The following is a 12,082-nucleotide window of genomic DNA, read 5'->3' as shown; positions in this document are numbered from 1 at the left end:
TCTCGTCCTTATTCCGCTGCGTTTTCAGCGGTATCGCCCAAGTCAGCCATTTCTACATCTTGGCCAGCTTTCAGGGTGACGTATGCTTTTTTCACATCAGAACGACGTCCTAATGTTTTACCAAAGCGTTTTGTTTTACCTTTAGTGATCGTTGTATTGATTTTTACAACTTCAACACCAAAGAGCTGCTCAACTGCTTTCTTGATTTCAAGTTTGTTTGCATTTAATGCAACTTTGAACACTTGAACACCAGCAGTATCACCTAAAACTTGTGCTTTTTCTGAGAATACTGGTCCTAATAGGACTTGATAGATACGTTCGTTGTTCATCCGAGTTCTACCTCAATTTTCTTAGCAGCAGCTACAGACATTACAACTTTATCAAATGCGATCAAGCTAACAGGATCAATAGCAGTAGCATCAACCACATCAACGTGTGGAAGGTTGCGAGCTGCGAGATACAAGTTCTCATCTACAGCATCTGTAATGATCAATGCGCGAGTTGCATTCAAGTCTGTAAGTTTTGCAAGCAAGTCTTTAGTTTTTGGAGCTGCAACAGCAAACTCTTCAACTAATACAAGACGATCTTGGCGAACAAGTTCAGCTAAGATACATTGCATTGCACCGCGGTACATCTTACGGTTTACTTTTTGAGACCAATCTTGTGGGCGAGCAGCAAAAGTTTTACCACCACCAACCCAGATAGGGCTACGAATAGAACCCGCACGAGCGCGACCAGTACCTTTTTGACGGAATGGCTTTTTACCACCGCCAGAAACATCTGCACGTGATTTGTGAGCACGAGTACCTTGACGACCACCAGCTAAGTAAGCTGTAACAACTTGGTGTACAAGAGCTTCGTTAAATTCACGTCCGAAAGCAACTTCAGACAATTCAACAGCAGAGCCGGAAACAGTTTTTAAATTCACAGTATTTCCCCTCAGGCCTTGATGGTAGGACGTACAACAACGTCACCGCCAGTTGAACCAGGAATAGCACCCTTAACAACTAAAACAGAACGTTCAGCGTCAATAGATACAATTTCAAGACCTTGAACTGTTACGCGTTCGTCACCTAAGTGACCAGCCATTTTCTTGCCTTTGAACACGCGACCAGGAGTCTGGTTTTGACCTGTAGAACCTAATACACGGTGAGATACAGAGTTACCATGAGTAGCATCTTGCGTACGGAAATTCCAACGCTTAACACCACCTTGGAAACCTTTACCTTTTGACTGACCAGTTACGTCAACAATTTGACCAACTGTGAACAGATCAACACCGATAGAAGCACCCACTTCACGGCCTTCAAGCTCAGCTTCAGTAACACGGAACTCTTTAACTAAACGACCAGCAGCAACACCAGCTTTCGCGAAGTGACCTTTCTGAGCGTTAGTTACGCGCGATTCGCGACGTTCACCAGTAGTTACTTGAATTGCTTGATAACCATCAGTTTCAAGTGTTTTGATTTGCGTAATGCGGTTTGGATCGACTTCGATAACTGTAACAGGTACAGATACACCAGCATCCGTAAAGACGCGAGTCATACCACATTTGCGACCGACTAAACCAATAGCCATGTGCATAAACCTCTAAAAAAGCGGCCTAATTAACTTATAAAGTTAATCAACCGAAAGCCTTAACCCAAAGCGATCTGAACATCAACACCAGCAGCAAGATCTAACTTCATCAATGCATCAACAGTTTTATCTGTTGGTTGAACGATGTCGATCAAACGCTTATAAGTGCGGATTTCGTACTGATCACGAGCGTCTTTGTTGACGTGTGGTGAAGTAAGAACGTTGAAGCGTTCGATGCGAGTAGGCATCGGAATTGGACCACACACTTGTGCGCCAGTACGCTTAGCGGTTTCTACGATCTCTTGAGCAGATTGATCAATCAGACGATGATCAAAAGACTTCAAACGGATACGAATTCTCTGGTTAGACATACCAGTAAACTCCAAGCCAAATATATAAAGAATCACCCATGACGCACCTCACCATTGTGGTAAGTGTCAAGGGCAGTGAAAATCACTAAGGTCATGATCGATGCCACGACTGTAATGCGTTAACTACTTTCTTCGTAGTAAACGCCCTCCATTTGAGGGTCGCTCATTATAACGATTGTTTAAGTCTTATGCAATTCTTCTTTTCATTTTTTAAGCAATCAATCCTGCTATGCACTCACGACATAATCGATTGCTTGATTCAGCAAACGATTCCCCTGTTCAAATTTACTTTTCATTGTTCTTTTTAATTCAGATATTGGCTGTACATATTCACCATTAAAAACCGCCATATCCTCTTCATTCTCAATCAAGAGTGCCAAAGTCTGGGGGGTCATTTCTGGATGAAACTGAAATCCCAAAACGTTACGCCCAATCTGATACATTTGATTTCGACAGACGTTATTCTCAGCTAAGCGCACCCCACCCTTTGGGATTTCAAAGGTCTCACTGTGCCATTGCAAAATATTCAGTTGCTCTGGAATCTGAAAATAATCTTCAGGCACATGAGATGCGCGCCCAACATCCATCCAGCCGAGTTCTTGATACGGATTTCGGCTTACAGCTGCACCCAAGGCATTGGCAATTAACTGCCCACCTAAACACAACCCAATTGCAGGTTTTCCTGCAGCCAAATACCGTCTTAACCATCTTTTTTCGAGTTTTAACCAAGGATAATTTGCTTCATCATTCACACTCATGGTGCCCCCCATAACAATCAGGAGATCAACTTCATCGACCCGTGGCAGAGCTTCCAATTCGAGTGGTAAATCGACTGGCAAAGCAAAAAATTCGGTTGCTGTAATCTTGGCTTTATGTGCCTTTAGAAAGTCATAGCAACTGCCAAAACCCTCTCCAGTAATGTGCTGAAAATAATGCACTCTTAAATGCGACTTCATGCGCTAAAACCTATTTATCGTTAGAATGATAATTAGTCTTAGCAAAAATAAAGCCAGTTTTAAGCAATTACTTTAATCTGTACCGATTCTGTACAAAAGCAGCAAAGCACTAGCAGCTTTGTTAATTTTCTCTTAACCTAACTCATTATATTAATTTGATTTTGCACTATGAAAACACACAATAAAGCACAAACCAATCTGATTCATGCACCACGACAAGCCCCTCAATATATTGAAACAGTTCAACCTCCCCTATTTCGTGCATCTACGATTATTTTTAAAAGCACAGCGCACCTTTTTGACCGTCATTGGACCGATGCTTATGATTATAGTTATGGTACACATGGCACACCTACCACATTCACGCTAGGCGACAACATTGCCCAAATTGAAGGCGGACGTTATTGTTTGCTTGCGCCAAGCGGTTTATCTGCGATTAATCTTGTGAATAGTGCCATTTTAGCTTCAGGTGATGAAGTCTGGGTCGCAGACAATATCTATGGACCCAATCTGGAGCATTTAAACAACTTACAAGACCGTTATGGCATCACCGTTAAAATTTATAATCCAATTGATGCCAACAGCTTTCAACCAACCGAAAAAGCCAAATTGATTTGGCTCGAAGCAGCGGGTTCTGTCACTTTAGAATTCCCTGACCTTAAAAATCTGGTCAAAAAAGCACGACAAGCCAATGTACTGACAGCACTAGATAACACATGGGGTGCAGGGCTGGCCTTTAATGCTTTCGATTTCTCTGATGAGCATCTGGCAGTCGACATTACCGTACATGCGCTGACCAAATATCCAAGTGGTGGTGGCGATATCTTAATGGGTTCAGTGGTTACACATGATCAACAACTGCACCATAAGCTGTATCGTATGCACGCAATCCAAGGGATTTCTGTCTCAGGCGATGATACTGCACAAATTCAACGCAGTTTGGCACATATGTCACTGCGCTATGAACAGCAAGCACAAAGTGCGCTCACCCTGTTGGATTGGTTACAACAACAGTCACAATTCAACCAAGTACTTCATCCAAGCCTTGCAGATTCTGCTGGCCATTCATTCTGGGCAGAAATCTGCACCACAGGAAAAAGTGCAGGTTTAGTCAGTGTCATTTTCAAACCTGAATATGATCTTGCAGCAATTCGAAAATTCTGCGATAGCTTAACGCTATTTAAACTCGGATTTAGCTGGGGTGGCCCAGTGAGCTTAGCGATGCTCTATGATTTAAAACACATGCGAACTTTGGAAAATACACATTTACAACAAGGTTTATTGGTTCGCTTCTGTATAGGACTAGAACATCCAGAAGATTTAATTCAAGATATCCAAAACGCATTAAAACAGCTCGAATGATATTGAACAACAGGTGAAGAATGAGTACACCAATCGTTATTGCGAAAAAAACCACAGATACAACACAAGATATTGTTTTACATTCTAAATTTGCAAACCGACATGGTTTGATTGCTGGTGCAACCGGTACGGGTAAAACGGTTACCCTGAAGGTATTAGCCGAGAGTTTTTCTCGGCTTGGTGTGCCGGTATTCCTTGCAGATGCCAAAGGCGATGTCTCTAGTCTCGCCAAACCCGGTGCCAGCAACCCCAAATTTGATGAACGCCTCAAAAGCCTGCAATTAGACGCGATCCCTTTTGCCGCTTCACCGGTTATTTTCTGGGATCTATTTGGTCAGCAAGGCCATCCCATTCGTACCACAATCTCAGAAATCGGCCCTCTGTTACTGGCACAAATGCTGAATCTGAATGATACGCAAGAAGGTGTGCTTTCAGCTGTGTTCCGTGTTGCAGATGACCAAGGTTTACTGCTGATCGATTTTAAAGATCTGAAAGCCATGCTGACCTATGTCAGTGAAAATGCGGCCGAACTAAAAGCTGAATATGGCAACCTTTCTCCAGCAAGTCTTGGGGCAATTCAACGTAATTTACTGGCTTTGGGCGATCAAGGGGGTGAGCAATTCTTTGGTGAGCCGAGCCTGAATATCCTCGATTTTATTCAGACCGACACCAATGGTCATGGCTATATCAACATCTTGGCTGCTGACAAGCTGATGAACACCCCGAAGCTTTATGCAACGTTCCTGCTCTGGATGATGTCGGAACTGTTTGAACAGTTGCCTGAAGTAGGTGATATGGATAAACCGAAGTTGGTATTCTTCTTCGATGAGGCGCATTTACTGTTTGACAATGCCAGCCCTGCTTTACAGCAAAAGATCGAACAAGTAGTACGCTTGATTCGATCTAAGGGTGTCGGAATTTACTTCATCACTCAAAATCCACTGGATTTGCCAGAAAGTGTATTAGGTCAACTCGGTAACCGTGTACAACATGCTTTACGCGCATTTACACCTAAAGATCAAAAGGCAGTTAAAACCGCAGCAGATACCTTCCGCGCCAATCCAGACTTTAAAGTCGACCAAGCCATTACCGAACTTGCGGTCGGTGAAGCCTTGATCAGCTGTCTAGATGAACAAGGGACACCCCAAATCGTGGAACGCGGCTGGGTCATGCCTCCTTACTCCTCCTTTACCCCGATCACTCCCGAAGAACGCCAAGTGATTATTGGGCAAAGTATTGTGGCAGGTGTATACGATCAGGCCGTTGATCGTGACAGTGCCTATGAAATGCTGCAAAAGAAAGTGCTACAACAATCTCAAGAGAAAGAAGCTGATCAGCTTGCAAAACAGCAAGATAAAGAACAGGAAGCACTGGCAAAACAACAGGCCAAAGAACAAGAACGTTTTGCTCGCGAACAGCAAAAAGCTGCAGAAAAGTCACAGCGTGATCGTGAGAAACTCACCCAAGATATCGTAGGCACTTTTGCCAAGAGTGCAGCGCGTAGTCTAGGTGGCTCTACAGGACAGAAAATTGTCCGTGGCTTACTGGGTTCATTATTCGGCAAAAAATAAAACCATATTTACTTGTAAATTAAGGGATAATTTATTATCCCTTAATTTTTTTATGGCTTTTATTTAAATATGCATTGCAAATATACCTTATAAGATGTATTTTAAATACATCTTATAAATGATAGCCAAGAGAGATCAAGCATGACTCCACAGCAAATTGACCTAGTAAAAGCCACTGTTCCTGTATTACGTGAAAATGGCGTTGCACTGACTGGATATTTTTATAACCGTATGTTGGGTAATCATCCGGAATTAAAAGAAACCTTTAACATGGGCCATCAACGTAGTGGTGCGCAGGCCCAAGCGCTAGCGGGCGCAGTTCTGGCTTATGCAGAAAATATCGAAGATCCTTCTGTGCTTTTACCTGTGGTTGAAATGATTGCGCATAAGCATGTCAGTTTAAATATTCAATCACCTGACTACGGCATCGTTGGTGAAAACCTCTTACACTCGATTAGTGAAGTCCTGAACATTTCAATGGAAGACCCATTGATTGGTGCATGGGCTGCCGCCTATGGTCAATTGGCGGACCTATTTATCAGTACTGAAAAAGCTATTTATGATCAACACCAACAAACTCAAGGAAGTTGGCTAGGTTGGCGTAATTTTAAAATTGCCAAGAAGGTTGTAGAAAGTGATGAGATTACCTCGTTCTACCTTGCACCTTTAGATGGTGGCACATTGCCAAAATATGAAGCGGGTCAATATATTTCCGTCCGTGTGTTTGTACCTGAGTTGAATTTAAGACAACCTCGTCAATACACACTTTCGACAAGTCCACAGGCCGATTATTTACGCATCTCGGTTAAACGTGAAGATGAAAAAGGCGAGCTCGCTGGCGGCTGGGTATCTAGTACTTTACATGGTTTAGCTGAAGGTTCAGAAATTGAAGTGTCTGCGCCGACAGGTAATTTCTATCTGATCGATAGCACTAAACGTAATGTATTTATTAGTGGCGGTGTTGGATTAACACCAATGATTGCCATGCTGAATCAGTTAGTGACTTTGGACATGCCACAACCCGTCAACTTTATTCACGCCTGCCGCAGTAGCCAAGTGCATGCAATGAAGAAACATATTCAAAACGTCAAAACTAAATACCCGCGCTTAAGTACATTCACTGCTTATGAGTTTCCACATGCAGATGATATTCTTGGTGAAGATTATGATGCAGCGGGCCGTCTTGATTTGAGTCTTGTAGATACTGCGTTATTACCGAGCAATGCCGATTATTATTTATGTGGTCCAATGCCATTTATGGCAGAACAGCATAAAGCCTTAGTTGCTCGTGGTATTCCTGCTGCAAACATTCACAGTGAAGCCTTTGGCACAGGTGGCGTTAAACTCAGCTAATCCATGCTACATTTTGCATAGGGCTAGTCTATGTTAGACTAGCCCTTTATATTTCTTGCACTAGATTGAGTGAAACCACATGCAACTCAATAAGTTTACTGATTATGCACTCAGAATTCTGATGTATGTCGCTCGTCCGAGTGATGTACCTTATACGATTGCAGATATCGCAGAAGACTTGCATGTATCGCAAAATCACTTGGTTAAAGTCGTTCACTTCATGGGCAAACAACACTGGATTGTAACCATTCGTGGTAAAGGCGGCGGCTTGCGTCTCAACCCAGAAGCCAAGAATCTGAAATTAGGTGCGATTGTTCGAACCTTACAAGGCAATCATCAAATTGTTGAGTGTAATACTCCCCCTTGTGTACTCCGCGCCAACTGTGGACTGAAAGGGATTTTAGACCAAGCTTTAGAATGCTTTTATCAAAGCCTTGATCAATATACGCTAGGTGAAGTGATTCAACACGGCATTCTCCCCTCTTCGACACGCTCAAATATCGACTTTTTAGAACTGATTCAGAAAGCTTAAGCTTTGCAACAGATGAGGATTCGCACGAACGGCTCACATCCTTTATAATGGTCGTTGCTATTCCTATTCAAAAGTAAGCTTCTATGCGTCGCAGTGAAAAATCCAAAGACACCAAAGCCAAACTCGCACCTAAACAAAAAATCAGTTATGAAAAAAAGGCTGACCCTGCATTAACTGAATATGCAGTACAGTCTTTAACTTGGTTACGCCAAGCTGAATTTTTGATGAGTGCGCCAAAACTGGCTTTATGCGTAGAAGATACAGGCTATGAAATTGCATTTGCAGGTCGTTCTAATGCGGGTAAATCAAGTGCAATCAATGCATTAACCAATCAAAAACAACTTGCACGCGCCTCAAAAAGACCGGGCCGTACCCAAATGATCAACTTTTTCAGCTTGGGTAATCCAGATCAACGCTTGGTCGACTTACCTGGTTATGGTTATGCAGCTGTGCCTGAAGCGATGAAAATCGTGTGGCAGAAAGAACTGGAAAATTACCTGATCCATCGCAAAAGCTTACAAGGCTTGGTGTTATTGATGGACATTCGTCATCCTTTACAACACTTTGACTTGATGATGTTGGAATGGGCGCATTCACGTCATTTATTTGTCCATATCCTGCTGACCAAGGCAGATAAGTTGAACCGTGGTCCTGCCAACGAAGTTTTATTCGATGTAAAACAGCAATTGAAGAAAATCAAACTCGATTTCTCGATTCAACTGTTCTCATCACTCAATCGTATTGGCCTAGAAGAACTGGCAACTGTCATGGCAGGCCGTTTGAATTACACCCTTGATCAACCGACGGAATTTGACCTCAGCCAAATCCCCGAAGCCTCAGAAACTGACATTCAAGAATAAAAAGTGCATTTTATGCATCAAGTTGCATAAAATAATTTTTAATTGTCCCGAATTGCTAAACACAAACACTAGGTAGTTTTCATATACTGCTTAGTGTTGGTTCATTGCACTATCGATTAGGACTAAACGATGAAATTACTATCATTTGTGAAGAACAAAGTTCTTGGTTCTTCGATTGACTATAAAATCCTCCCACGCAAAGTAAAATTTGACTGGGAAAATACGCCAGTGGATTGGATTCCAAACCAGCCTTTTGCCAGCTATTTTATTAATGAAATTAACAATATTTTACCTGCTGGTGAGTTTTGGTTTTGCCGTTTATATAACAAAGTCCTTCCAGAAATTACCGATGAAAAATTAAAGCAAGACGTTCAAGCCTTTATTCGTCAGGAAGCAATGCATGCCGTTGCCCATACCTCAGCCAATAAAGAATATTTGACGCAACGTAATATTGATATTCAGCGTAACCTCGACATCATGGATTTTTTATTTACCAAGGTTTTGGCAGACAAACCTTTTGATAAAGAAATTCCGAAAGCACTCGAGCATCAGTGGGATTTATTCCGCTTAGGTGTGATTGCAACTGTTGAGCACATGACCTGTGTACTGGGCAAATATGCACTGTACAACAAGCGTTGGGAAGAACTTGGCGCAGATCCAGAAATGATCGATCTGATTAAATGGCATGGCTCTGAAGAAATTGAACACCGTACCGTTGCATTTGATCTCTATCGTCATTTGGGCGGTGGTTATATCGCACGTTACTACATGAGTGTTGCGGTCATTATCGGTGTACTCGGCCTATGGGTTGATGGCGCTGCGCACATCATGAGCCAAGACCCTCGTTTTGCGGACAAGAAACCAAGCTTATTTAAACCGTGGATCTGGATCGAATGGTCGAAGATCGCATTAAAAGACGCTAAAATCTTGCCAGGTCCTGCATGGTTAGTTGCACAACAGATTGATTACCTGATGCCGTGGTATGACCCTGTCAAAGAAGGCAATACACAAGATGCGGTGAATTATTTAAATAATTCCCCTGCTGCAAAACGCGCCTTACAACCCGCAGCATAAACATGCTTGTATAGAATAAAAAAGCAGGAGTCATCTCCTGCTTTTTTGCGTCCAATACAATCAACTTGATTCAGCTTCAGCCTGTTTTGCGTAGCGATCAACCACCACACTAATCATCATATCGCCCTGTACATTGACCACCGTACGGACGGTATCTAACACACGATCAATCGGTAGTAAAATCGCAATCGCCTCAGCAGGCAAGCCAACGGACTGTAACACCATAATCATGGTCACCATACCCGCACTCGGAATCCCCGGCGCACCCAATGAAGCAATCATGGCAGTTAAACAGACAATAACCTGCTGGGTTAAACTCAAATCCAAACCCATCAGATTTGCAATAAATAAGGCTGCCGCAGCTTCATATAAAGCCGTACCATCCATATTTAGCTGTGTACCTAAAGGAATCACAAAACCTGCAGTTTGCGGTCTCACACCCAAATTTTCTTGTGCACACTTCATACTCAGCGGCATGGTCGCTGAACTTGAACTGGTGGCAAATGCCGTGACCAAGGCCGTTCTCGCCCCTCGAAAGAAGGTGATCGGGTCCATACGCCCAAAAATCCACAACAAAGCAGGTAGCACCACCACGCCATGGAAAATGGTTGTCCCTGTCACCACCGCAGCAAACTCAACCAAACGACTGAGCACCGAGAGATCTTCTGTGGCGATTAACTTAGCCAATAAAGCAAAAATACCAATTGGCGCAAGCTTCATCACCCAGCCCACCAGCATCATCATGATGTCAAAAAATTGCTGGCTGATATTACGAACTAACGCAAAACGCTCCCCACCCTTGACCAAAGCTACGCCAAGAAATAAGGCAAATACCACCACGGCGAGTACATTGCCCTCGCTGAATGCCTTAAATGGATTAATTAAAGTGTTTTGAATAAAAGTGGTGACAAAACTTGATGGGGTTAAGGTATCTGGGGTTTGGTGGTTGTCCATTGCAGCTTGAAACAGCTGGATATCCACCCCTTTGCCCACATCAAACAGATGCGCACAGCTAATCCCCAAAATAAGTGCCAAAGTGGTGGTGGTCAAACAGCTCAGTGCAGTAATTTTCCAAACACGTCCAAACTGCCCGCCTGCCTGTAAGTTGGAAACACCGACCACAATCGAACTAAAAATTAATGGGATCAGTAACATTTTCAACAAACCAATGAAAACACTACTTAGGATGCCTAGCCCGTAAAGACTATATTCAACAAATGCAGTTTGCGGATAGGCAATCAATAGAAAACCAAAGGCCACGCCAAGCACTGCTGCAATTAAAATTTGTGTATTTAAATTCATTGTTTAATGGGTAAACATTTAACTTATCGGTACTATGGCATGCTCATGTTGAAGAATCGAGCAATTTTTTGTCACATCCTTATGATAAAAAAAGCCATCATAATGATGGCTTTAGTACTGCTTTATTTTTACTGGGTTTCGATTTCTCTGAGCCGAATCAAACCTTCTTGCACGGTACTACAGACCAATTGGCCATTTTGCCACATCCGGCCAAAATTTAAGCCGCGTGAACTGGCACTAATCGTTGCTTCCATGTCGTACAGCATCCATTCATCCGCACGTAAGGGACGATGAAAATAAATAGTGTGATCGATACTGGCACATTGTAGATTTGGCGAAATCCATGACAAACCATGTGGACGTAAAGCCGTCGTCATCAAGGTAAAGTCTGAATAGAACGCCACAATCGCCTGATGTAATGAAATCTCATCAATATTTTGCGGGATTTGATCATGCGTACGAATGTAGTGCGCATAAAATGGCGCTTCAGGCTGAGGTTGAAACGGATTAATCAATTGTGTTGGTCTGATTTCCACATGACGTTCGCGCATAAAACTGGCACGTACATTTTCAGGCACAAAATTAATCAGACTTTCTTTCAGCTCGTTCTCAGACTTTAATGTGTCTGGTTCAGGATACTCGGGCTCTTTATGTTGATAGTTCAGACCTGCTTCTGGATTGGCAAAAGAGACCATAGCAGAAAAAATAGTACGACCATGTTGAATCGCACGCACCTGTCGACTGGCGAAGCTCTTGCCATCTCTGAGTGGATCAACTTCATAAATGATCGGTGCATTGACATCACCGCCATATAGGAAATAGGCATGTAAAGAGTGTGCTGGACGATCTGTAGTGTACGATGCCGCTCTCAAGGCTTGTCCAAGAACCTGCCCACCGAATACTCGCTTGCCTACCAAATTGCGGCTATTGCCCCGAAAAATATGCTCTTCAAGCTTTTCCAGAGTCAACAGTTCTACCAATTCTTGAGTTAACGCATTCATGTAATAGCCTTCCAACATCAATGAGGAGAGATCAACCAATCCTTTCAGGGTTGATAATTTTGATTGTGCCACAAATTCAAATGACAATGGTCAGGATAAAATGATTCATCCGTCACGATAAT

The 12,082-nt window shown here is 42.8% G+C and carries 13 protein-coding genes; 6 read left to right on the top strand and 7 right to left on the bottom strand.

The window, feature by feature from the left end:
• Positions 1-8: 8 nt before the first annotated feature.
• The 5 genes from rplW to MMO42_RS06975 all read right to left on the bottom strand — a co-directional run bounded on the left by rplW (position 9) and on the right by MMO42_RS06975 (position 2,905).
• Positions 9-329 (bottom strand): 50S ribosomal protein L23, encoded by a 321-nt coding sequence (gene rplW / locus MMO42_RS06995; RefSeq protein WP_004641070.1) that lies wholly within the window; start codon positions 327-329, stop codon positions 9-11.
• Positions 326-928 (bottom strand): 50S ribosomal protein L4, encoded by a 603-nt coding sequence (rplD, locus tag MMO42_RS06990; protein WP_004804113.1) that lies wholly within the window; start codon positions 926-928, stop codon positions 326-328. The genes rplW and rplD overlap by 4 nt, the downstream gene beginning before the upstream one ends.
• 11 nt (positions 929-939) lie before the next feature.
• Positions 940-1,578, bottom strand: coding sequence for a 50S ribosomal protein L3 (gene rplC, locus MMO42_RS06985; RefSeq protein WP_004775888.1), 639 nt, complete (start codon positions 1,576-1,578; stop codon positions 940-942).
• Positions 1,579-1,637: 59 nt separating this feature from the next.
• A complete protein-coding gene (gene rpsJ, locus MMO42_RS06980; RefSeq protein ID WP_000070912.1) occupies positions 1,638-1,949 on the bottom strand; it encodes a 30S ribosomal protein S10 in 312 nt (103 codons plus the stop codon).
• Between the two features lie 227 nt (positions 1,950-2,176).
• Entirely contained in the window at positions 2,177-2,905 is a 729-nt protein-coding gene (locus MMO42_RS06975; protein ID WP_241319852.1) for a type 1 glutamine amidotransferase, read from the bottom strand.
• A 168-nt stretch (positions 2,906-3,073) separates the two neighbouring features.
• On the opposite strand from MMO42_RS06975, the gene MMO42_RS06970 reads away from it, so the two are divergent.
• From MMO42_RS06970 to MMO42_RS06945, 6 genes are all read left to right on the top strand, one after another.
• Positions 3,074-4,267 carry a PLP-dependent transferase gene (locus MMO42_RS06970; RefSeq protein WP_241319851.1) on the top strand — a complete coding sequence of 398 codons (1,194 nt, stop codon included), beginning with the start codon at positions 3,074-3,076 and terminating at the stop codon, positions 4,265-4,267.
• A gap of 20 nt (positions 4,268-4,287) precedes the next feature.
• Entirely contained in the window at positions 4,288-5,838 is a 1,551-nt protein-coding gene (locus tag MMO42_RS06965; RefSeq protein ID WP_241319850.1) for a helicase HerA-like domain-containing protein, read from the top strand.
• Between the two features lie 141 nt (positions 5,839-5,979).
• The gene (gene hmpA, locus MMO42_RS06960) at positions 5,980-7,191 is read left to right on the top strand and encodes an NO-inducible flavohemoprotein (RefSeq protein ID WP_241319849.1); all 1,212 of its coding nucleotides are present in this window, start codon (positions 5,980-5,982) and stop codon (positions 7,189-7,191) included.
• Between the two features lie 79 nt (positions 7,192-7,270).
• Entirely contained in the window at positions 7,271-7,723 is a 453-nt protein-coding gene (locus tag MMO42_RS06955; protein ID WP_005297167.1) for an Rrf2 family transcriptional regulator, read from the top strand.
• Between the two features lie 83 nt (positions 7,724-7,806).
• Positions 7,807-8,583 (top strand): ribosome biogenesis GTP-binding protein YihA/YsxC, encoded by a 777-nt coding sequence (yihA, locus tag MMO42_RS06950; protein WP_005297170.1) that lies wholly within the window; start codon positions 7,807-7,809, stop codon positions 8,581-8,583.
• 129 nt (positions 8,584-8,712) lie between these two features.
• Entirely contained in the window at positions 8,713-9,657 is a 945-nt protein-coding gene (locus MMO42_RS06945) for a metal-dependent hydrolase (RefSeq protein WP_004804105.1), read from the top strand.
• Between the two features lie 60 nt (positions 9,658-9,717).
• On the opposite strand, the gene MMO42_RS06940 is transcribed toward MMO42_RS06945, so the two are convergent.
• Positions 9,718-10,959: a dicarboxylate/amino acid:cation symporter gene (locus MMO42_RS06940; RefSeq protein ID WP_241319848.1), complete on the bottom strand. Its 1,242-nt coding sequence runs from the start codon at positions 10,957-10,959 to the stop codon at positions 9,718-9,720.
• A 128-nt stretch (positions 10,960-11,087) separates the two neighbouring features.
• Positions 11,088-11,960, bottom strand: coding sequence for an acyl-CoA thioesterase II (locus MMO42_RS06935; protein ID WP_241319847.1), 873 nt, complete (start codon positions 11,958-11,960; stop codon positions 11,088-11,090).
• Positions 11,961-12,082: the final 122 nt, after the last annotated feature.

Source organism: Acinetobacter sp. ANC 3882 (genome assembly GCF_022549545.1).
Lineage (GTDB): Bacteria > Pseudomonadota > Gammaproteobacteria > Pseudomonadales > Moraxellaceae > Acinetobacter.
The sequence above is the reverse complement of the archived record's forward strand: the minus strand, read 5'-3'. Positions and strand labels throughout refer to the sequence as shown.